This window comes from Pseudomonas baetica (genome assembly GCF_019733355.1).
Taxonomy (GTDB): Bacteria; Pseudomonadota; Gammaproteobacteria; order Pseudomonadales; family Pseudomonadaceae; genus Aquipseudomonas; species Aquipseudomonas baetica_A.
Window position 1 is genome coordinate 83,255 of the sequence record NZ_JAIHLQ010000023.1, and the last position, 20,550, is coordinate 103,804.

The 20,550-nt window shown below is 59.6% G+C and carries 19 protein-coding genes; 12 read left to right on the top strand and 7 right to left on the bottom strand.

Annotated elements, in window-relative coordinates; translation table 11 throughout:
- Positions 1 to 63 precede the first annotated feature (63 nt).
- Complete coding sequence (locus K5E40_RS20990; protein WP_221732404.1) at positions 64 to 1,071, top strand: hydrolase; 1,008 nt, start codon at positions 64 to 66, stop codon at positions 1,069 to 1,071.
- Between the two features lie 37 nt (positions 1,072 to 1,108).
- On the opposite strand, the gene K5E40_RS20995 is transcribed toward K5E40_RS20990, so the two are convergent.
- Both K5E40_RS20995 and K5E40_RS21000 read right to left on the bottom strand, forming a co-directional pair.
- A complete protein-coding gene (locus K5E40_RS20995; protein ID WP_221732405.1) occupies positions 1,109 to 1,963 on the bottom strand; it encodes a sulfurtransferase in 855 nt (284 codons plus the stop codon).
- Positions 1,964 to 1,994: 31 nt separating this feature from the next.
- Positions 1,995 to 2,666, bottom strand: a complete 672-nt coding sequence (locus K5E40_RS21000; RefSeq protein WP_221732406.1) for a TetR/AcrR family transcriptional regulator — start codon at positions 2,664 to 2,666, stop codon at positions 1,995 to 1,997.
- A 146-nt stretch (positions 2,667 to 2,812) separates the two neighbouring features.
- Here K5E40_RS21000 and K5E40_RS21005 point away from each other — a divergent pair, with 146 nt between their 5' ends.
- From K5E40_RS21005 to K5E40_RS21025, 5 genes are all read left to right on the top strand, one after another.
- Positions 2,813 to 4,243 carry a coniferyl aldehyde dehydrogenase gene (locus K5E40_RS21005; protein ID WP_221732407.1) on the top strand — a complete coding sequence of 477 codons (1,431 nt, stop codon included), beginning with the start codon at positions 2,813 to 2,815 and terminating at the stop codon, positions 4,241 to 4,243.
- 31 nt (positions 4,244 to 4,274) lie between these two features.
- On the top strand, positions 4,275 to 4,820 hold the full coding sequence (locus K5E40_RS21010; RefSeq protein ID WP_221732408.1) for a twin-arginine translocation pathway signal protein: 546 nt from the start codon (positions 4,275 to 4,277) through the stop codon (positions 4,818 to 4,820).
- A gap of 118 nt (positions 4,821 to 4,938) precedes the next feature.
- A complete protein-coding gene (locus K5E40_RS21015; RefSeq protein WP_221732409.1) occupies positions 4,939 to 6,534 on the top strand; it encodes a GMC family oxidoreductase in 1,596 nt (531 codons plus the stop codon).
- 115 nt (positions 6,535 to 6,649) lie between these two features.
- Entirely contained in the window at positions 6,650 to 7,129 is a 480-nt protein-coding gene (coaD, locus tag K5E40_RS21020; protein WP_221732410.1) for a pantetheine-phosphate adenylyltransferase, read from the top strand.
- Positions 7,130 to 7,231: 102 nt separating this feature from the next.
- Entirely contained in the window at positions 7,232 to 7,483 is a 252-nt protein-coding gene (locus K5E40_RS21025) for a YfhL family 4Fe-4S dicluster ferredoxin (RefSeq protein ID WP_221732411.1), read from the top strand.
- A 129-nt stretch (positions 7,484 to 7,612) separates the two neighbouring features.
- Here the strand turns inward: K5E40_RS21025 and K5E40_RS21030 are convergent, their stop codons facing one another.
- The 3 genes from K5E40_RS21030 to K5E40_RS21040 form a co-directional block, all read right to left on the bottom strand.
- Positions 7,613 to 7,936: a multidrug transporter gene (locus tag K5E40_RS21030; protein ID WP_221732412.1), complete on the bottom strand. Its 324-nt coding sequence runs from the start codon at positions 7,934 to 7,936 to the stop codon at positions 7,613 to 7,615.
- A 69-nt stretch (positions 7,937 to 8,005) separates the two neighbouring features.
- Positions 8,006 to 8,818, bottom strand: a complete 813-nt coding sequence (gene mutM / locus K5E40_RS21035; RefSeq protein ID WP_221732413.1) for a bifunctional DNA-formamidopyrimidine glycosylase/DNA-(apurinic or apyrimidinic site) lyase — start codon at positions 8,816 to 8,818, stop codon at positions 8,006 to 8,008.
- A 12-nt stretch (positions 8,819 to 8,830) separates the two neighbouring features.
- Positions 8,831 to 9,643, bottom strand: coding sequence for an HDOD domain-containing protein (locus tag K5E40_RS21040; protein ID WP_221732429.1), 813 nt, complete (start codon positions 9,641 to 9,643; stop codon positions 8,831 to 8,833).
- A gap of 300 nt (positions 9,644 to 9,943) precedes the next feature.
- Here K5E40_RS21040 and K5E40_RS21045 point away from each other — a divergent pair, with 300 nt between their 5' ends.
- The 5 genes from K5E40_RS21045 (at position 9,944) to ilvD (ending at position 16,966) form a co-directional block, all read left to right on the top strand.
- Positions 9,944 to 11,140 (top strand): class I SAM-dependent rRNA methyltransferase, encoded by a 1,197-nt coding sequence (locus tag K5E40_RS21045; protein WP_221732414.1) that lies wholly within the window; start codon positions 9,944 to 9,946, stop codon positions 11,138 to 11,140.
- Between the two features lie 453 nt (positions 11,141 to 11,593).
- The gene (locus tag K5E40_RS21050) at positions 11,594 to 12,667 is read left to right on the top strand and encodes a SagB family peptide dehydrogenase (protein WP_221732415.1); all 1,074 of its coding nucleotides are present in this window, start codon (positions 11,594 to 11,596) and stop codon (positions 12,665 to 12,667) included.
- Positions 12,664 to 13,641: a diiron oxygenase gene (locus K5E40_RS21055; RefSeq protein WP_221732416.1), complete on the top strand. Its 978-nt coding sequence runs from the start codon at positions 12,664 to 12,666 to the stop codon at positions 13,639 to 13,641. Before K5E40_RS21050 ends, K5E40_RS21055 begins: the two co-directional genes overlap by 4 nt.
- Positions 13,634 to 14,866, top strand: a complete 1,233-nt coding sequence (locus K5E40_RS21060; RefSeq protein ID WP_221732417.1) for an MFS transporter — start codon at positions 13,634 to 13,636, stop codon at positions 14,864 to 14,866. Before K5E40_RS21055 ends, K5E40_RS21060 begins: the two co-directional genes overlap by 8 nt.
- Positions 14,867 to 15,124: 258 nt before the next feature.
- Positions 15,125 to 16,966 (top strand): dihydroxy-acid dehydratase, encoded by a 1,842-nt coding sequence (gene ilvD, locus K5E40_RS21065; RefSeq protein ID WP_221732418.1) that lies wholly within the window; start codon positions 15,125 to 15,127, stop codon positions 16,964 to 16,966.
- 224 nt (positions 16,967 to 17,190) lie between these two features.
- On the opposite strand, the gene K5E40_RS21070 is transcribed toward ilvD, so the two are convergent.
- The gene (locus tag K5E40_RS21070; protein WP_221732419.1) at positions 17,191 to 18,252 is read right to left on the bottom strand and encodes a haloacid dehalogenase-like hydrolase; all 1,062 of its coding nucleotides are present in this window, start codon (positions 18,250 to 18,252) and stop codon (positions 17,191 to 17,193) included.
- 239 nt (positions 18,253 to 18,491) lie between these two features.
- On the opposite strand from K5E40_RS21070, the gene K5E40_RS21075 reads away from it, so the two are divergent.
- Complete coding sequence (locus K5E40_RS21075; RefSeq protein ID WP_221732420.1) at positions 18,492 to 19,883, top strand: L-cystine transporter; 1,392 nt, start codon at positions 18,492 to 18,494, stop codon at positions 19,881 to 19,883.
- 118 nt (positions 19,884 to 20,001) lie between these two features.
- Here K5E40_RS21075 and K5E40_RS21080 read toward each other — a convergent pair whose 3' ends face one another.
- Positions 20,002 to 20,514 (bottom strand): dihydrofolate reductase, encoded by a 513-nt coding sequence (locus K5E40_RS21080; RefSeq protein WP_221732421.1) that lies wholly within the window; start codon positions 20,512 to 20,514, stop codon positions 20,002 to 20,004.
- Positions 20,515 to 20,550 lie beyond the last annotated feature (36 nt).

The following is a 20,550-nucleotide window of genomic DNA, read 5'->3' on the forward strand; positions in this document are numbered from 1 at the left end:
AAATTGAAAAGCAGCAGACGACCGGCGTCTGCTGCTTTGCGCAAGACCTAGTCGAGATTTGCCGTGCAACCACGTTCACCTTCCCCCGCCCTTCGTTTCAGCCCGGCCTTTGGCCTGGGCAATCCACACCTGCAAACCCTGTGGGGTCCGCTGTGGCGTAAAACCGTCCATCTTGATCGCCAACGTGAACGCCTGTGGCTTGAAGATGGCGATTTCCTCGACCTCGACTGGCACGGTCCTCACAGTGCCAAAGCACCGTTGGTATTAGTGCTGCATGGGCTGACAGGCTCCTCGAACTCGCCTTACGTTGCAGGCCTTCAAGCGGCGCTCGCCGCGCAAGGCTGGGCCAGTGTCGCCCTGAACTGGCGCGGCTGCTCAGGCGAACCGAATCTGCTGCCGCGCAGTTACCACTCCGGTGCCAGCGAGGACCTCGCCGAAACCATTCGGCACCTGCGCGCCAAACGACCACTGGCGCCGCTGTATGCGGTCGGTTATTCCCTGGGCGCCAATGTGTTGCTCAAGCACCTCGGGGAAACCGGCAGCACCAGCGGTGTGTGTGGTGCGGTGGCCGTGTCGGTGCCGTTTCGCCTCGACCAATGCGCCGATCGTATCGGCCAGGGTTTTTCCAGGGTCTATCAGGCGCACTTCATGCGCGAGATGGTCGCCTACATCAAGAACAAGCAAAGGCAATTCCAGCACGACGGACGCGAGGACGGTATGGCCGCACTGGCGGCGCTCGGCTCGCTGGAAAACATGCGCACGTTCTGGGATTTCGATGGCCGGGTGACCGCGCCACTGCACGGGTTCACCGATGCCGAGGATTACTATCGCCGCGCGTCAAGCCGTTACTTTCTCGGCGAAATCCGCACACCGACCTTGATCATTCAAGCGGCGGACGATCCGTTCGTGTTCCCGCACAGCCTGCCGCAAGCCAGTGAACTGTCGGCGACGACTGAATTCCAATTGCAGGCTCGCGGCGGTCACGTCGGATTCGTCGATGGCTCGTTACGCCAGCCCGGCTATTATCTGGAAAGGCGCATCCCGCAGTGGCTGGCGGGCCTGACGTCATGATTGATCAGGCTCGCTCCCACAAGGAAGGGCGTGGTAATTACTCGCCAGTGGCTATGCCACGCGAAGGCTCGTTGATCCACTCGCTCCACGAACCGGCATACAACGCCCCCAACGGATAACCCGCCAGGCACAGCGCAAACAGGTTGTGACACGCCGTCACGCCCGAGCCGCAATACGCGACCAGTGCCGACGGCGAACGCTCGCCAAGCCTGGCGGCAAAGCGCTGCTTGAGTTGATCGGCCGGCAGGAACCGGCCGTCACTACCAAGGTTGTCGGTAAACGCTGCACACTGCGCACCGGGAATGTGCCCGGCAATCGGGTCGATAGGCTCGACTTCACCCTTGAAGCGCGGCAAGGCCCGGGCGTCGAGAAGGGTCAGCGTCGGTTGACCGAGCCGCTGCTGCAATTGCTCGGCGCTGAGCATCAGAGTCATGTCCGGCTGGCTGTTGAAACTGCCACGGACAAGGGTCGGTGCATCCAGGCTCAGCGGCAGACCCGCCGCGTGCCAGGCCTTGAGCCCGCCATCGAGAATGAACACGCCATCACGCTTGCCCAGCCACGCCAGCAACCACCACGCTCGAGCCGCATAGGCTCCTGGGCCGTCGTCGTACAAAACCACATCGCTGTCAGCGTTGATACCCCAGGCTTGCAGGCGCTCGACCAGCGCCGCAGGATCAGGCAACGGATGCCGGCCCGTCACACCCTTGACCACTTTGCCGCTGAGGTCACGCTCAAGATCGGCGAAACTCGCTCCGGCAATGTGCCCCTCGGCGTAGCTACGCTGACCGTAGTCCGGGTCATCGAGGGCAAAACGACAATCGAGAATCACCAGCCCCGGCTGCTCCTTGCGGACATCCAGTGCTGTAGGGCTGATCAGTTGCGCAATCGACATAACGGGCTCCTGTGGAATTCGACAGAACGGTTTACTTCACGTCCTCAAGGGCCTGGGCCAGCGGTACGTAGAATTCTTCGAACAGCGCATTGACCTGATCGCGCGCCTGCTCGGTGACAAACCCGGCTTCCAGCACCAACACCTGATACACGCCACGTTTGATGGCTTGCTCGCTGAGGTGGTTGGAGTTCTCACGGGTGGTGCACAGAAAGCGTACCCAGGACGTCAGGATGATCCAGGCATTGAGGGTCAGCGATTCAATCTGCACACGGTCCATGTCGAGGATCCCGGCGGCCACGAAACCCTCGTAGATCGCCGCGCCTTGAATCACGCAGCGCTGGGAAAAGCGTCGATAACGGGCCGCCAGTTCCGGATCGCTGTCGAGCAGATGCTCAAGATCGCGGTGCAGAAAACGGTAACGCCACATCGCCGACAGCAGCTCCTTGAGATAGAAGCGCTTGTCTTCGACCGTCGCGGCGCGCCCCTGAGGTGGGCGCAGGAAGCTGTCCACAAGGCTTTCGTACTCACTGAACAACACGGCGATGATCGCCTGCTTGTTGGGGAAGTGGTAGTACAGGTTGCCCGGAGAAATCTCCATGTGAGCAGCAATATGATTGGTGCTGATGCTGCGCTCGCCCTGTTGATTGAACAGTTCGAGGCTGTTCAGCACGATACGCTCGCTGGTTTTTATTCGTGGGGCCATGGCTTGAGCTTTAATTCAGAGTGCGGTGACGGGCATCTTACGACCTATCCGGAAATGGATAAAACAAAGCTGCACAAGGAAGCCATTTGACTTTCTAGAGTACAGACTCTAAAAATCACCCCATTAAAATAATTCCGGAGCCCACTATGACTGCCGATATAGCCTACCTGCAAACGCTGCAACAACCGCTGGAAGCGCTTGATCGGCAGTTCAACGCGCAACGGGCCGCGTATGCCGCCAACCCGATGCCGCCTGCGGCCCAGCGCCAGCAATGGCTCAAGGCTTTGCGGGATGTGCTGAGCGATGAACGTCAGGCCTTGATTGAGGCGATCAGTGCCGACTTCAGCCATCGCAGCGCCGACGAGACCCTGCTGGCCGAATTGATGCCCAGCCTGCACGGCATTCACTACGCCAGCCGCCACCTCAAGGGCTGGATGAAAGCCTCGCGGCGCAAGGTCGGCATGGCCTTCCAGCCCGCCTCGGCGAAAGTCGTGTATCAGCCGCTGGGCGTGGTTGGCGTCATCGTTCCGTGGAATTACCCGCTGTATCTGGCCATCGGCCCGTTGGTCGGCGCACTGGCGGCGGGCAACCGGGTGATGCTCAAACTCAGCGAATCGACGCCAGCCACTGGGCTTTTGCTCAAGGCATTGCTGGCGCGAATCTTCCCCGAAGATCTGGTGTGCGTGGTGCTCGGCGAAGCGGACATCGGCGTGGCGTTTTCCCGTTTGCGCTTTGATCATCTGCTGTTTACCGGTGCCACCAGCATCGGCAAGCATGTGATGCGTGCTGCGGCGCAAAACCTCACCCCTGTCACCCTGGAACTGGGCGGCAAGTCCCCGGCCATCGTCTCCCGGGACGTGCCGTTGAAGGATGCGGCCGAACGCATTGCCTTCGGCAAAACCCTCAACGCCGGCCAGACCTGCGTGGCCCCGGATTACGTGCTGGTGCCGCAAGACCGCGTCGGCGCGTTCGTCGAAGCCTATCGCCAGGCAGTGCAGGGTTTTTATCCGACCCTCACCGACAACCCGGACTACACCGCGATCATCAACGACCGCCAATTGGCGCGGCTCAACGGTTACGTCAGCGACGCCACCAGCAAGGGCGCACTGCTGATTCCGTTGTTCGATCAAGGCCAGGGCCGCCGCATGCCACACAGCGTGCTGCTCAATGTCAGCGACGAGATGACCGTGATGCAGGACGAAATCTTCGGGCCGTTGCTGCCAATCGTGCCGTACCAGGATCTGGAGCAGGCATTTGCTTACATTAATCAGCGGCCACGACCTCTGGCTCTTTACTACTTTGGCTACGACAAACGCGAACAGAACCGCGTGCTGCACGAAACCCACTCGGGTGGTGTGTGCCTGAACGACACCCTGCTGCATGTGGCTCAGGATGACATGCCATTCGGCGGCATCGGCGCTTCGGGCATGGGCCACTACCACGGCCACGAAGGCTTTCTGACGTTCAGCAAAGCCAAAGGCGTACTGATCAAACAGCGCTTCAATGCGGCCAGACTGATTTATCCGCCTTACGGAAAGTCGATTCAGAAACTGATCCAGAAGCTGTTCATTCGCTAAACCTCGTCATCGCCGCCGGGTAATAAAAACAATGCACCCAAGCCTGACCGATACACCTGCACTGTCACGCCGTGGCGTGCTGAAATTCAGCCTCGGCGCCACGGCGTTTCTTGCCACCGCCGGGCTTGGCGCCAGCCTCAGTGGTTGCTCGGCGAGCGTCTCGGCCCATGGTTTCACTGTTTTGCGCGATGGCGATCTATTGTTTCTGCGCGCATTGATTCCGGTAATGCTCGACGGCGCCGTGGCCGTCGAGAAATTGCCAAGCGCAGTCGACGGCACTCTCCAGTCGCTGGACTACAGCCTCGATCACCTGTCGCCGGAAATGCTCAAACTCACCCGGCAATTGTTTGATGTATTGGGCATGGCCGTGACCCGTGGGCCGCTGACCGGAATCTGGGGCAGTTGGGAAAACGCCACGCCCGAGGCGCTGCGCCATTTCCTCGATCGCTGGGAAAACAGTTCATTGAGTCTCCTGCGCATGGGCCACAGCTCTCTGACGCAAATGGTGATGATGGCCTGGTACACCCGCGCCGAGTCCTGGGCGCACTGCGGCTACCCCGGCCCGCCCACTGTCTGAAACCGAGGCGCGCCCTTCGCGAGCAAGCCCGCTCCCACATTTGAAATGCATTCCCCTGTGGGAGCGAGCCCGCTCGCGAAGGGGCCCGCTAGAACAACAAAAACAAGAGAGCCTGAACATGCCAGTACCCGACCCGTTCCGCGAAGGCCTCGCCCGTGGCTGGAAAACCTACAACGGCGCACAACTCACGGACGACCTGACCCTTGAAACCGATGTCGCGATCATCGGCAGCGGCGCTGGCGGTGGTACCACGGCAGAAATCCTCAGCGCCGCCGGCTATAAGGTGCTGCTGATCGAAGAAGGCCCGCTGAAAACCAGTTCCGATTTCAAAATGCTTGAAGACAAGGCCTACAGCAGCCTCTATCAGGAAGGCATCGGCCGCATGAGCAAGGACGGCGCGATCACTATCTTGCAAGGCCGGGCGGTCGGCGGTACCACGCTGATCAACTGGACATCGAGCTTTCGCACGCCAGAACCGACCCTCGAACATTGGGCCAAAGAACACAGCGTCAAAGGTCACAGTCCGGTCGAAATGGCGCCATGGTTCGAAAAAATGGAACAGCGTCTCGGCGTCGCTCCATGGCTGGTTCCGCCCAACGCCAACAACGACGTGATCCGTAAAGGCTGTGAACAGCTCGGCTATAGCTGGCACGTTATTCCACGCAACGTGCGCGGCTGCTGGAACCTCGGTTACTGCGGCATGGGCTGCCCGACCAACGCCAAGCAATCGATGATGGTCACGACCATTCCGGCCACCCTGGAAAAGGGCGGAGAGCTGCTTTATCTGGCCCGCGTGCAAAAGCTGTTGATCACCGGCGACAAGGTTTTCGCCCTGCAATGCGTCGCCATGGACGAGCGTTGCGTCGAACCGACCGGGCGTTCCATCACCGTCAAGGCACGGCATTACGTACTGGCCGGCGGCGGTATCAACAGTCCGGCGCTGCTGCTGCGTTCGGACGCGCCAGACCCACACAAAACCTTGGGCAAACGCACATTCCTGCATTTGGTGAACATGTCCGCCGGGCACTTCGACGACGTCATCAACCCGTTCTACGGCGCGCCGCAGTCGATTTATTCCGACCATTTCCAGTGGAAGGACGGCGTCACCGGCCCCATGGGCTACAAACTCGAAGTGCCGCCGCTGCAACCGGCGCTCGCGGCCACCCTGCTCGGCGGTTTTGGTCAGGACAACGCGCAGCGCATGGCCGATCTGCCGCATACCCACGTCATGCTGGCGCTGCTTCGCGATGGGTTTCACCCTGACAGCAGCGGCGGCAACGTAGAGCTGCGGGGCGACGGCTCGCCAGTGCTCGACTATCAAGTCTCGCCCTATGCCTGGGAGGGGTTGCGCCGGGCATTCCACAGCATGGCCGAGATCCAGTTCGCGGGCGGCGCCAAAGCAGTGATGCCAATGCACGCCGACGCGCGTTATGTGAAGACCCTGGCCGAGGCCCGTACGTTGATCGATGGTTTGCGCCTTGAGCTGTATCGCACGCGGCTGGGCAGCGCCCACGTCATGGGCGGCTGTGCGATGGGCGAAGAGCCGAAAACTGCCGTCGCCGATAGCCTTGGCCGTCATCATCAGCTAACCAATCTGTCGATTCACGACGGCTCGCTGTTCCCCACCAGCATCGGCGCTAACCCGCAGTTGTCGGTGTACGGGCTGACGGCACAATTGGCGACGTCCCTCGCCGATCGACTGAAAAACCCATGAAAAACCGGATCATTCCCATCGTCTATAGTGCTTTGTTACCCAACAGGCGACTTGGCCGACCGGGACGGCTGCGATACCATCCGACTCCCCAACGGACTCCCGCCAGGACGACGCGATGAACCGAGTGTTGTACCCAGGTACCTTCGACCCTATTACCAAGGGCCATGGCGATCTGGTCGAACGCGCCTCGCGCCTGTTCGACCATGTGATCATTGCTGTCGCTGCCAGCCCGAAGAAGAACCCGCTGTTCCCGCTGGAACAACGGGTCGAACTGGCTCGCGAGGTCACCAAACACCTGCCGAACGTAGAAGTGGTCGGCTTCTCGACGTTGCTGGCGCATTTCGCCAAAGAGAAGAACGCCAATGTGTTCCTGCGTGGTTTGCGTGCGGTGTCGGACTTCGAGTACGAATTCCAGCTGGCCAACATGAACCGCCAACTGGCCCCGGATGTGGAGAGCCTGTTTCTCACCCCGTCCGAGCGTTATTCATTCATTTCTTCGACGCTGGTGCGCGAAATCGCCGCGTTGGGCGGCGATATCAGCAAGTTCGTCCACCCAGCCGTGGCAGACGCCCTGACCCTGCGCTTCAAGAAGTAACGACCGTTCAAACGGCGCCCGCGTGCACTGCGGGCGCCAATGCGGCACAATTGCGCGCATTGATTTATAGCGCCCGGGCCTGCCGCCCCGGCTGGAGTGAGCATGTCCCTGATCATCACCGACGATTGCATCAACTGCGACGTCTGCGAACCCGAGTGCCCAAACGCCGCCATTTCCCAAGGCGAGGAGATCTACGTGATCGACCCGAACCTGTGCACCCAGTGCGTCGGCCACTACGACGAACCGCAGTGCCAGCAGGTTTGCCCGGTAGATTGCATTCCACTGGACGAAGCCCATCCTGAGACTCAAGAGCAGTTGATGGAGAAGTACAACAAGATTACCGGCAAGGCCTGATCTGACCGCTTTGTAGCGTTTCTTCGGGCCTCCTCGCGAGCAAGCCCGCTCCCCCACTGGAATGCATTCCAAATATGAGAGCGGGCTTGCTCGCGAAAGGATCAGCAACCGCGCGGACTTCAGACCCGCTCACTCGCGCTGCTCAAAGCCCTCCCCCGTGCACCCCAGACACCGCACAAACGCCGCTTTTGCCGGATCAACCACCAACGCCTGCCCCGCGTCGCCTATCCCGCCACCCAGCGCGGTAAACGGCAACGACACGACAAACACGCCCGCCCCGATGACCGTCGCCACGACCAACAAAGGTCGGGCAATCAGCAGGTCGCCGATCATGGCGTAGGCCGGTGGGTTCTGGAGGGTGTAGCGCGGATCACCGCTGCCGTTTTCCGTGGCTTGAACAGCCAGGCTGGAACACAGCAGCAATGCGACAAGGAGCACTTGCGAGGACTTCATGGCACGATCCTTCGGGCTGAACAGTGAGACAACTCACTATAGACCGTGGGATTTTTTCAGCTTCCTGCTTCAGGTCTGGCAGCGCGGACAGAAAACACTGGCACGCTGGCCAAGCTTCACTTCACGTAGCCCGGTGCCGCAGACCTTGCAGTGTTCACCGCCGCGACCATAAACAAACAGTTCCTGCTGGAAATACCCCGGCTGCCCGTCACCCCCGATGAAATCGCGCAACGTGGTACCGCCGCGTTCGATGGCGGCGGCGAGGATGCGTTTGATCTCGATCGCCAGTTTCAGATAACGTCCACGGGAAATGCCACCGGCCTCGCGGCGCGGGTCGATCCCTGCGGCAAACAGCGCTTCGGTCGCGTAAATATTGCCGACCCCGACCACCACCGCGTTGTCCATGATGAACGGCTTGACCGCCATCGTACGCCCGCGTGACAACTGGAACAGCCGCTCGCCATCGAACAGATCGGTCAAGGGCTCAGGCCCGAGACGAATCAGCAACTCGTGATTGAGCGGATCGTTGCTCCACAACATCGCGCCGAAACGCCGTGGATCGGTGTAGCGCAGGGCCAGGCCCGACTCCAGCTCGATATCGACATGCTCGTGCTTGAGCGCCGGCAAACCGACCTCGACCAGGCGCAAATTACCTGACATGCCCAAATGGCTGATCAACGTACCGACTTCGGCATTGATCAGCAGATACTTGGCACGCCGCTCGACCAACACGATGCGCTGCCCGGACAGGCGCACATCGAGGTCTTCGGGAATCGGCCAGCGCAGCCGGCGGTCACGCACGATCACCCGGCTGACGCGCTGGCCCTCCAGGTGCGGGGCAATGCCCCGGCGGGTGGTTTCGACTTCGGGCAGTTCAGGCATGGTGTCCTCGAATCAACGCGCGCCGAGGTCGCGGATCGTTTGTTTGAGCGTTTCGAAGTCGTAGTCCGACAGCCCCATGTAATCGAGAATCATCGGACCGATGCTTTCCCACTCGTAGTCTTCTGTCTGGTTGCCCAGCACCCGGTACGAAGCGCAGATGTGCTCGGCCATCTTGAGGATCGCCAGCAGGTTTTTCATCTGATTGTCGTGCGACGACTCATCCCTGAAGATCGCCAAGGCATTGTGGTGATTGGCGATTGACGCGCTGACATGCTCCGGCAGACGCCAGGATTTGGCGGTGTAATAACCGACTACAGCATGATTGGTGTTGAACTCGCTGTTTTCGGTGTCCACCACCCGACATTCGGCATTGGCATTGGCGTAAGCCTTTTCCAGTACCGACATGTAATGGGGGAAGCGCTGCAGCATCAACGGCACACCGCAATCGTGAAACAGGCCCAAGGCATAGGCTTCGTCACTGGCCTGAATGCCGATGCGCTTGGCCAGCGTCAGGCAAGTCATCGCCACATCCTGGGCGGTATCCCAGAAACGATTGAGCGTGACAATGGTGTCGTCGTTCAACTCGCCCTTGATCGACTGCGCGTTGATCAGGTTGACGATCGAACGGCTGCCCAGCAGATTCACCGCGCGCTGGATCGATGTGATCTTGTTGCTCAAGCCGTAATACGGCGAGTTGACAATTTTCAGCAGCGAGCCGGACAGGCCGGGATCCTGGGAGATCAGTCTGGCGATCACCTCCAGGTCCGGATCGGGCATGTACTGCTCCATTTGCAGATCCACCATGATCTGCGGCTGCGCGGGCACGCTGATGCCTTGCAGGGATTGTTGAATCTGTTCGGTGGTCAGCTCTTGGGACATAAGTACACACTCTGGGACAGGCGGCGATTCTAACGCTTAAAAACCGCAAGACGACACCTCAGTGGGCATTTGTCAGGAACTTTCATTCAAGCCCTGGCTTCGGAGTTTTTGATACCGACCGGATAATCGAAACCCGCTCGGTGGCAAATTCGCGGCTCGCGAAGGCGCATCGGCGTTTCATCGCTCATCAAACCCGACATAACTCGCAACACGGTATACTCCCGCTCTTTTTTCCGGAGCGACGTCATGTCCCTGCCTAGCTTGCGCCTCAAAGCCAACGCCGACCGTCGCCTGCGCGCCGGTCACTTGTGGGTCTACAGCAACGAAATCGACGTGACCGCCACGCCACTGCATGGCTTCAATGCCGGCGACCAGGCCATCCTCGAAGCGGCCGGCGGCAAGCCGCTGGGCATCGTGGCAATGAGCCCGAACAACCTGATCTGCGCCCGCCTGCTGTCGCGCGACATCAAGGTGTCGCTGGACAAATCGCTGCTGGTGCACCGCCTGAACGTGGCTCTGTCCCTGCGCGAGCGTCTGTTCGACAAGCCGTTCTATCGGTTGGTCTACGGCGATTCCGACCTGCTCCCAGGCCTGGTGGTCGACCGTTTCGGCGACATCCTGGTCGTGCAGATCGCCTCGGCGACCATGGAAGCGCATAAAGAGGACGTGATCGCCGCACTGACTCAAGTGCTCAAGCCAAGCGGCATTCTGTTCAAGAACGACTCCGCCGCCCGTGACGCCGAAGGCCTCAACCGCTACGTCGAAACGGTATTCGGCCTGGTACCGGAGTGGGTGGCACTGGAAGAGAACGGCGTGAAGTTCGAAGCCCCGGTCATTCAAGGCCAGAAAACCGGCTGGTTCTACGATCACCGCATGAACCGCGCACGCTTGGCGCCTTACGCCAAAGGCAAACGCGTACTCGACCTCTATAGCTACATCGGTGGCTGGGGCGTGCAGGCTGCAGCGTTCGGCGCCAGCGAAGTGTTCTGCGTCGATGCCTCGGCCTTTGCCCTTGACGGTGTCGAGCGCAACGCAGCGCTGAACGGCTTCGCCGACAAAATGACCTGCATCGAAGGTGACGTTTTCGAAGCCCTGAAGGAACTCAAGGCCAGCGAAGAACGCTTCGACGTGATCGTGGCTGACCCGCCGGCGTTCATCAAACGCAAGAAAGACATGAAAAACGGTGAAGGCGCCTACCGTCGCCTGAACGAACAAGCCATGCGCCTGCTCAACAAGGACGGCATCCTGGTCAGCGCTTCGTGCTCGATGCACCTGCCGGAAGATGACCTGCAGAACATCCTGCTGACCAGCGCCCGTCACCTGGATCGCAACATCCAGTTGCTGGAGCGCGGTGGCCAAGGCCCGGATCACCCGGTACACCCGGCGATCAACGAAACCCGCTACATCAAGAGCATCACCTGCCGCCTGCTGCCTAACAGCTGATCAATGCGGATGACGGGGAGCCAGCAGGCTCCCCGTTTGCTTTCCGCCCGCCCCTGGCGAACTCTGCGCCACCTCTACGTCAATAATCACGACTTCCTACACGGACTTTCCTACTAGAGTGAAGGATATTTCCTTACGCCTTTTAATTATTGGAAAACACCCTACAAAGTCCACCGCCAACCAAAGATAGTTCCGACAAAATTACTGGAACATTCCTACTTAATATCCACTTGCCAATATTCCATTACAAACTATTATGAAGTTGTCACCACGAGGTGACTTCAACTATCAACGAACAAGGAGTTCACATCATGAAAAGCATTTCTCTGGAAACCAACAAAATCGCAAACCTGGCTTTTCTGGTTGCACCTAAAGCCCGCTAAGTGAGTCAGGACGCCGTGGAGTGCCGGCAACGCGGCGTCCTTTCGACTTCATCCAGAGTGAATGAATACCATGCACATATACCCTTATCTATTTATATTGCCGCGCTCGCCCGGACTAATAGTATGGAACTACAAAGACCACACCCAACATGAACTTGACCTGAACTATTCAACCCGCCTCGCCCAACTAATAAGCAACCCCGACCTCTTCGACCCACACAACATAATAGACACGCAACTATTAAGCGCGGGCATTCTAACCGTTTCAAAAATAGACAACCCGCCATGGGGCTGGGATGAACTGTCGAAGATCTATCACATCGGCACTCAAAACATTCCCTGCGAACACAGCCCGCAGAATATTCATGAGTGGTCCAGGCTGTATCTGGCGCACTGCAACGAAGTATTGGCCACCTCGGCCCCCGCAACAGAGCGGCCCATGCATGCGGCCGAACAGCGCATCGCTTTGCCCCTCCCGCGAGGATTGAACAACGACAGCCTGGGCAATGCGCTGCTCCAGCGCAAAACCTGCCGCTCCTACACCGGCGCAGCGATGACGCTCGACGACGTCGGCACCCTGCTTTACCTATCACTCGGTTACCTCCATGAGCGCGACCTCAATCGCGACGACAGCATTGCCCAAGACCTTGGCGCACGTCGCAGCAGTCCGTCCGGTGGTGGCCTGAATGCGTGCGAAGGGTTTCTGCTGGTGCGCAACGTCGACAACCTGGAGCCCGGCATCTACGCCTATCACCCTGCCGAACACACCATCAGCCGGGTCAATCCCCTGCCTCAACCAGCGCTGGGCGACTTGCTGGGCGGCCAGCACTTCATCAACAACCTGCCGCTGGGATTGTTCATCACCGCTCGATTCGACCGGCTCTGGTGGAAGTACGAGCACTCACGGGCCTATCGCATGGCATTCGTTGAGGCGGGTCATCTGTCGCAGACCTTTCAACTGATCGCCACAGCACTGGGTCTCAACACCTGGTTGACCGGTGCATTTGCCGACAAGCAGGTCGAAACACTCCTCAAAATCGAGGGAAGCGCTGAACAACCTTTGTTCTTTGTTGGCTGCGGAGAAAGTGACGGACAGGTGATGTGCCAGGAAATGCGTGATCTCTTGCGCGAGGTACAAGCATGACCCTCCTTATCCCGGATTCGAACGAAGTACCGGTGTCATGGGCGCTTAAATTCACCCTGGGGGATTGGGACAGCCGCGCCTCGGTACGCAGCAGTACCCACGACTATCAATTGCCGGACGACGTGCTGCAGCAACTGCAAACCCGCTACTGGTTTCCACCGGCCTTTTTGCCTTATCTGGCCCACCCGGCCATCGAGGCCGCCGGACGCGAGGTGCAACACCGACTGACGGCCAACCATCTGGTGCACTTTCTCGATTACACCACCCTGCTCGAACATCGCATCGTCAATCGCGCGGTTGAGGTCATCGTTCATCGGGAACTGCCTATCTATGTGCCTATGCCAATGAAACACGCGGCGCTGCAACTCTATACCGACGAGGGCTACCACGCGCTGTTCTCCAATCGTCTCGCGGAACAGATCGCTAGGTTCTACGGGATGAGCGCGCGTCCGGCGATTCCGAAGCGGATCACTCGCATGAACGCACTGATCGCCCGCACCCCGGAGAAGCACCGTGCACTGGCATGGCTTCTGCTTGGCTTCGTCTCGGAGACCATCATCGCCCGGGAGCTGCTGGACGTCTGTCGCGACAGTCTGGTGTCCAGCGTGAACGACATGCTGCGCGATCATCTGGCCGACGAAGCCCGCCACAGCCGCTACTTTGCCGAAGTGTTCCATTACTTCTGGCTTTCGATGAACAGTCGCCAGCGCACGTTTGCAAGCAGAACGTTGCTGGAGATCATCGGGCTTTTCTTCGAGGTCGACGAACGCTGGCTGCAGCAAAGCCTGCGCGGTGCAGGCATTGCCGACAGCGACGTGATGGACATTGTCGCCAGCATGGCAACGGTGCAGGCCAACCGCGCACGCGCACGTTCAGGCTCCATCGCTACGCTGGATGCACTGCGCAAGGCCGGGTTTTTCGCAACGCCCCATAACCAGACACTTTTTGCCAAGGCAGGACTGATCGATGGATAACGGAAAGTACGCGGTAACCACACGCCAGCGTCGCGGGGCTGTCGGCCTGTTACTGGCAATGGTGCTACTCGGCGTGTTTCCACTGGATGTCCTGCTTCCATCATTTCCGGCACTGGCGGCGCATTTCCGCAGCACACCGGCGGACATCGCGCTTTCAATCAGTCTGTTCGCCGTGGGCATCGCATTTGCCCAGTTGTTGATCGGCCCGCTGTCCGACGTGATCGGACGCAAGGGCTTGTTGCTCGCAGGCATGAGCGTATCGATGCTCGGCGCCTTCGGTTGCGTGATGACCGGCGACTACACGCTGTTCCTGATGTTCAGGGTGGTGCAGGCCTTGGGTTGTGGCTGTTTTGTGCTGTCCCAGGCACTGGTGCAGGACCTGTTCGAAGTCGAGGAGCGTGATCGCTTGCGTATTCTGATGGTCACGGCCACCGGGATTTTTATCTCAGTGTCGCCGCTGGCCGGCACCTTTCTGCAAGCTACCCTTGGCTGGCGCGGCAGTTTCGGGGTATTCATCGCGCTGGCCGCCACGGTGCTGATCAAGGCCTGGCTGTTTCTGGAGAACACTCGCCCTGTCGTCAGCGGCACGCACCCGGGTTTTCTCAAGGCCTATCGGCGGGTGCTGGGAGATTTCGACTTCGTCGGCTACTGGCTGATTTCAGCCTTCGCATTCGCCTGTCATTTTTCCTTTATCGTGATTTCCCCACTGATCTTCATGGATCAACTGCAACTGTCGGCCTATGATTTTTCGCTGATCCTGCTGGTGTACGGCGCCGCGTATGTCGTCGGCGGCATCATCGCCACCGTACTGAACCGACGCATCACGCCGGGCCGGCAGATCATCACCGGGCTGAGTCTGATCCTGCTGTCAGGATTGGTGATGCTCTATCTGGCGGCCAACCATGCACTGGCCCCAGCCACGGTTTTGATCCCGATGCTGATCTGCACGGCTGGCACCACCATCGCACGACCGGCAGCCACCTCGCGGGCCATGGGCCTGTTTCCCGAAAACGCCGGCACGTCCGCTTCGGCTGGCAGCACGATCATCTTCATTTGCGGCGCAATGATCAGTGCATTGATCAGCCTGAGCCCGGCCAACCTGCAATCCACGCTGGGTTACTGCTTCGTGTTGCTCAGTTGCGTGGCTCTGGCGTTGAACAGGGGGATCAGCCGCCGCGCCAACATGCTCAAGATCAACGCCACCGCGCAACCGGACGGGGATTAATCCTGCCAGTCGTCATCCCGCAACCACCGCTGGCACTGCAACAACACTTTGCGCCATTCCCTCCAGACGCCAGCGGTGTAGAATCGCCAGATTCATCGCCATTCATCCCCCGGCGGGTTTATGAGCTCAGGCTGAGACCAGCGGCGATCCCGCAACGTCATCGGCCACTTCCAGACACACGGCCATTACCGGGTGTTCCAGACGTCAATAGAAGCTCACTTCCCCTTTGATACCTGATTAGCCGCCCGGAGTGCTTCAATGCCTGATTACCGTTCGAAAACATCCACCCACGGCCGCAACATGGCCGGCGCCCGCGCACTGTGGCGCGCCACCGGGATGAAAGATGACGACTTCAAAAAGCCGATCATCGCCATTTCCAACTCGTTTACCCAGTTCGTGCCGGGCCACGTGCACTTGAAAGACCTGGGCCAACTGGTCGCTCGCGAAATCGAACGCGCCGGTGGCGTCGCGAAAGAATTCAACACCATCGCCGTGGATGACGGCATCGCCATGGGCCACGACGGCATGCTCTATTCGCTGCCGAGCCGCGAGATCATCGCCGACTCCGTCGAATACATGGTCAACGCCCACTGCGCCGACGCCATCGTCTGCATTTCCAACTGCGACAAGATCACCCCGGGCATGCTGATGGCCGCCCTGCGCCTGAACATTCCGGTGATCTTCGTTTCCGGCGGCCCGATGGAAGCCGGCAAGACCAAACTCGCGTCCCACGGCCTCGACCTCGTCGACGCCATGGTGATTGCCGCCGACTCCAGCGCTTCTGACGAGAAGGTTGCCGAGTACGAGCGCAGCGCCTGCCCGACCTGCGGTTCCTGCTCCGGCATGTTCACCGCCAACTCGATGAACTGCCTGGTTGAAGCCCTGGGCCTGGCATTGCCGGGCAACGGTTCGACCCTGGCCACCCACAGCGATCGCGAACAACTGTTCTTGCAGGCCGGCCGCACCATCGTCGAGTTGTGCAAGCGTTACTACGGCGACAACGATGAGTCGGTATTGCCGCGCAACATCGCCAACTTCAAGGCGTTCGAGAACGCGATGATGCTCGACATCGCCATGGGCGGTTCGACCAACACCATCCTGCACTTGCTGGCGGCCGCTCAGGAAGCCGAGATCGATTTCGACCTGCGCGACATCGATCGTCTTTCGCGCAGCGTTCCACAACTGTGCAAAGTCGCGCCGAACATCCAGAAGTACCACATGGAAGACGTACACCGTGCTGGCGGTATCTTCAGCATCCTTGGTTCTCTGGCCCGTGGCGGCCTGTTGCACACCGACCTGCCGACCGTACACAGCCGCAGCATGGAAGAAGCCATCGCCAAGTGGGACATCACCCAGACCACCGACGAAGCCGTGCACCACTTCTTCAAGGCAGGCCCGGCGGGCATTCCGACCCAGACTGCGTTCAGTCAGTCGACTCGTTGGGAAACCCTGGATGACGACCGTGAAAACGGCTGCATCCGCAGTTTCGAACACGCCTACTCGAAAGAAGGTGGCCTGGCCGTGCTGTACGGCAACATCGCGCAGGACGGCTGCGTGGTGAAAACCGCCGGTGTCGACGAGTCGATCCATGTGTTCGAAGGCAACGCGAAGATCTTCGAAAGTCAGGACAGCGCCGTGCGCGGCATCCTCGCCGACGAAGTGAAAGAAGGCGACATCGTCATCATTCGCTACGAAGGTCCGAAAGGCGGCCCGGGCATGCAGGAAATGCTCTACCCGACCTCGTACCTGAAATCCAAAGGCCTGGGCAAAGCCTGTGCCTTGCTCACCGACGGCCGTTTCTCCGGCGGTACTTCGGGCCTGTCCATCGGCCACGCTTCTCCAGAGGCTGCGGCCGGCGGTGCGATCGGTCTGGTGCAGGATGGCGACAAAGTGCTGATCGACATTCCGAACCGCTCGATCAATCTGTTGGTCAGCGACGAAGAACTGGCGGCACGCCGGGTCGAGCAGGACAAGAAAGGCTGGAAACCTGTGGAAGTGCGTCCACGCAAAGTGACCACCGCGCTGAAGGCTTACGCCCTGCTGGCGACCAGTGCCGACAAAGGTGCTGTGCGTAACAAGGCGATGCTTGACGGGCTGTAAGCGTCAATCGCAGGAACAAAAATGCCTCGCCAAGTGCGAGGCATTTTTTTGTCTGGCCAGATTCTCCAGACACTGAAGATCAAAACGGTGGGAGCGGGCTTGCTGGCGAAAGCGGTCTACCTGTCAAAAAATCTCTCGCCTGACACTCCCTCTTCGCGAGCAAGCCCGCTCCCACAGGGACTGTCAGTGCACCCGGAATCTGAGCTCCCACAGAGGATCGGGGCTTACTGGATTTCTTCAGGCTTGACGATCACCCAGTTCTTGTCTGCCGTCACCGGCAACCCTTCCTTGGCCTGCGCCGCAGCGTGCTTGGCCATCATGCCGTTCAACTGCGTCATGTATTTGTCTTTGCGGTTGATCCACAAGTGAATGCCGCCCTTGGCCACGTCGACATCGTGGAACAGCATGTAACCGTCGCTGGTTGGGGTGTCGCCACCGACCAGTACCGGTTTTTTCCACTCGTCGATGTAGGTCAGGATGGCGGCGTGCTTGCCGGCCATCCAGGTTGCCGGGGTCCACAGGTATGGCGTCATCTCCAGACCCAGGTTGGCCTTCTCGTCATATTTGCCGGCAGTGATCTGCTTGCGCGCGGTGGTCAGTTCGTTGGTCTCGCGGTTCTTCAGCAGCGTCGTCACGCCAATCACGTTCTGTGGTTTGACGTTGTAGCCGTACTTCGGATCGGCGGCGACCATGCGCACCAGTTCTTCAGACGCGGCGGTCATCACATAGACCTCGATGCCGTTCTCCATCAGCTTGTTGTAGAGCTCTTGCTGCCCGGTGAAGATTTTCGGCGGATTGACGTCGAGCGTCTTGACCACATCGCCGTCGTAATAAGTCGCCGGCACCGGTTTGCCCGAAGCCATCAGTTCATCGACGTAGCCTTTGAGTTCCTTGAGGGTGAAGCCGGAGAACACCTGCGCGACCCACGGGTAGCAGACCATGTCGTCGACTTCGCAGAGGCGATAGTAGTAACTGAACAGGCTTTCCTTGTGGTCGGCGGTGTCCTTGAACGGAATCAGTTTCAGGGAGGGGTCGAGTTTGTCGCGGGTGATCAGGCCCTTGTTTTCCATGAACGGCAACAAGGACTCTTCCAGGTCATAGCGGTAACTGGTGTTGTCCATGTCGAACACCGCGTAGTTACCTTTGTTGGCGTTGGCGGCAATCATCGCGTCCAGCGCCTTGGCCTGATCGGCTGGCCAGTGTTTCAAATCGGTGGCGAACGCCTGACCGGCCAGACCTAAACCCACAGTCAGTGCGACAGCCAGAAATTTCGGTGCAAACTTCATAAGCCCTTCTCCCTGATCAAAGAGACCGACGGTAACAAATAAGTGTGACCGTTTTCATCTGTCAGCGACCGTCCACGTCTCCATCACGCCAGATGCATTCCCCAGAGCGACGCCCACTTATTCCAAAAGCGACTATCACCATACGTTTTCGGTATTAATTCATTGAAAATCAAACTGTTAGGCTTGCCGGTTCGCAGCAGCCCCGCAAGGCTGCTGGCAAAGTCTTTCCTGGAGTTCTCATGAATCTACCGTTGATTCTCAACCTGCTGGTGTTCCTCGCCCTGCTCTTGGGTCTGGCACAAACCCGCCGCACCCAATGGAGCCTGGCGAAAAAAGTCCTGCTCGCGCTGACCCTCGGTGTCACGTTCGGTATAGCTCTGCACGCCGTTTACGGGGCGGGCAATCCAGTGCTGAAAGCCTCGATTGGCTGGTTCGATCTGGTCGGCAACGGTTACGTGCAGTTGCTGCAAATGATCGTCATCCCGCTGGTGTTCGCTTCGATCCTCAGCGCGGTGGCTCGCCTGCACAACGCCTCGTCGCTGGGCAAAATCAGTTTCCTGACCATCGGCACGCTGCTGTTCACCACCGCGATTGCGGCGTTGGTCGGTATCGGCCTGACCAACCTGTTCGGCCTCAGCGCTGAAGGTCTGGTGGCCGGCACCCAGGAAATGGCCCGCCTGCAAACCATTCAGACCGACTACGCCGGCAAGGTCGCCGACCTGAATGTGCCGCAACTGCTGCTGTCGTTCATCCCGCAGAACCCGTTCGCTGACCTGGCGCGGGCCAAGCCGACCTCGATCATCAGCGTGGTGATTTTCGCGGCGTTCCTTGGGGTCGCTGCGCTGCAACTGCTCAAGGATGACGTCGAGAAAGGTCAGAAAGTGATCAACGCCATCGACACCCTGCAAGCCTGGGTGATGCGCCTGGTGCGCCTGGTGATGAAGCTGACCCCGTACGGCGTGCTGGCGCTGATGACCAAAGTAGTTGCTGGTTCCAACCTGCAGGACATCATCAAACTCGGCAGTTTCGTCGTGGTGTCGTACCTCGGTCTGGGCCTGATGTTTGTGGTGCACGGCGTGCTGGTGTCGGCGGCCGGGATCAACCCGCTGCGTTTCTTCCGCAAGATCTGGCCGGTGCTGACGTTTGCGTTCACCAGCCGTTCCAGCGCGGCGAGCATTCCGCTGAGCATCGAAGCGCAGACCCGCCGTCTGGGCATTCCACCATCCGTTGCAAGCTTTGCTGCATCGTTCGGTGCGACCATCGGCCAGAACGGCTGCGCAGGCCTGTACCCGGCGATGTTGGCGGTGATGGTAGCGCCGACCGTGGGCATCAACCCGCTGGACCCGCTGTGGATCGCGACGCTGGTGGCGATTGTCACGCTGAGTTCGGCCGGTGTGGCGGGCGTGGGCGGCGGTGCGACGTTTGCCGCGCTGATCGTGCTGCCGGCGATGGGCTTGCCGGTGTCACTGGTGGCGTTGCTGATTTCGGTTGAGCCGCTGATCGACATGGGGCGTACAGCGTTGAACGTGAGTGGAGCGATCACCGCCGGGGCGATTACCAGTCAGGTGATGCAGCAGACCGATAAAGCACTGCTGGATGCCGATGAGCATCCGGAGTTGGCACAGGCTTAAGTTGTTCTTTGCCTGACCTGCCCTCTTCGCGAGCAGGCTCGCTCCCACATTGGATCTGTGATCGACACAAATCCCCTGTGGGAGCGGGCTTGCTCCGGGCGGCGTTCCGACGAAGCTCTTAAGCTTTTTCCCAGACCTCGAAGGTGTAGGCGGGCTTATCACCTTCAGCCGGATTCGGCACATTCGACACCAGTTTCCACTGGTTCAAATCAAACTCCGGAAACCACGCATCGCCCTCCGGGCTCAGCGCCACACGGGTCAGGTACAGACGATCCGCCTGCGCCAGCCCTTGCGCATACAACTGCGCGCCGCCAATCAGCATCAGCTCATCGACGCCCTGCGCCTTTGCCCATTCTTCAGCGCGAGCCACAGCTGCCTCCAGCGACGGATAAACCTGCGCACCTTCGAGCACCAGATCGGCCTGGCGGCTGACCACGATGTTCAAGCGCCCGGGCAGCGGACGACCGAGCGAGTCCCAGGTCTTGCGACCCATGATGATCGGCTTGCCCAAGGTCGTGGCCTTGAAGTATTTGAAGTCCCCCGGCAGGTGCCAGGGCATGCTGTTGTCGACGCCGATCACGCGGTTTTCACCGAGGGCTGCGATCAGGCTGAGGGGGAGTGTTTTAGTCATGCCGGCGAGGATACCAGAGCCTCGCTTGACCCGATA

Bases quoted from the DNA above. Each gene is read 5' to 3' on its own strand.
- K5E40_RS21000 (WP_221732406.1), bottom strand. From the start codon at position 2,666: ATGGCCCCACGAATAAAAACCAGCGAGCGTATCGTGCTGAACAGCCTC.
- K5E40_RS21080 (WP_221732421.1), bottom strand. From the start codon at position 20,514: ATGACTAAAACACTCCCCCTCAGCCTGATCGCAGCCCTCGGTGAAAAC.
- K5E40_RS21075 (WP_221732420.1), top strand. From the start codon at position 18,492: ATGAATCTACCGTTGATTCTCAACCTGCTGGTGTTCCTCGCCCTGCTC.
- K5E40_RS21045 (WP_221732414.1), top strand. From the start codon at position 9,944: ATGTCCCTGCCTAGCTTGCGCCTCAAAGCCAACGCCGACCGTCGCCTG.
- K5E40_RS21025 (WP_221732411.1), top strand. From the start codon at position 7,232: ATGTCCCTGATCATCACCGACGATTGCATCAACTGCGACGTCTGCGAA.
- K5E40_RS21055 (WP_221732416.1), top strand. From the start codon at position 12,664: ATGACCCTCCTTATCCCGGATTCGAACGAAGTACCGGTGTCATGGGCG.
- mutM (WP_221732413.1), bottom strand. From the start codon at position 8,818: ATGCCTGAACTGCCCGAAGTCGAAACCACCCGCCGGGGCATTGCCCCG.
- K5E40_RS21060 (WP_221732417.1), top strand. From the start codon at position 13,634: ATGGATAACGGAAAGTACGCGGTAACCACACGCCAGCGTCGCGGGGCT.
- K5E40_RS21010 (WP_221732408.1), top strand. From the start codon at position 4,275: ATGCACCCAAGCCTGACCGATACACCTGCACTGTCACGCCGTGGCGTG.
- K5E40_RS21005 (WP_221732407.1), top strand. From the start codon at position 2,813: ATGACTGCCGATATAGCCTACCTGCAAACGCTGCAACAACCGCTGGAA.
- coaD (WP_221732410.1), top strand. From the start codon at position 6,650: ATGAACCGAGTGTTGTACCCAGGTACCTTCGACCCTATTACCAAGGGC.
- K5E40_RS21030 (WP_221732412.1), bottom strand. From the start codon at position 7,936: ATGAAGTCCTCGCAAGTGCTCCTTGTCGCATTGCTGCTGTGTTCCAGC.
- K5E40_RS21050 (WP_221732415.1), top strand. From the start codon at position 11,594: ATGCACATATACCCTTATCTATTTATATTGCCGCGCTCGCCCGGACTA.
- K5E40_RS20995 (WP_221732405.1), bottom strand. From the start codon at position 1,963: ATGTCGATTGCGCAACTGATCAGCCCTACAGCACTGGATGTCCGCAAG.
- K5E40_RS21070 (WP_221732419.1), bottom strand. From the start codon at position 18,252: ATGAAGTTTGCACCGAAATTTCTGGCTGTCGCACTGACTGTGGGTTTA.
- ilvD (WP_221732418.1), top strand. From the start codon at position 15,125: ATGCCTGATTACCGTTCGAAAACATCCACCCACGGCCGCAACATGGCC.
- K5E40_RS21015 (WP_221732409.1), top strand. From the start codon at position 4,939: ATGCCAGTACCCGACCCGTTCCGCGAAGGCCTCGCCCGTGGCTGGAAA.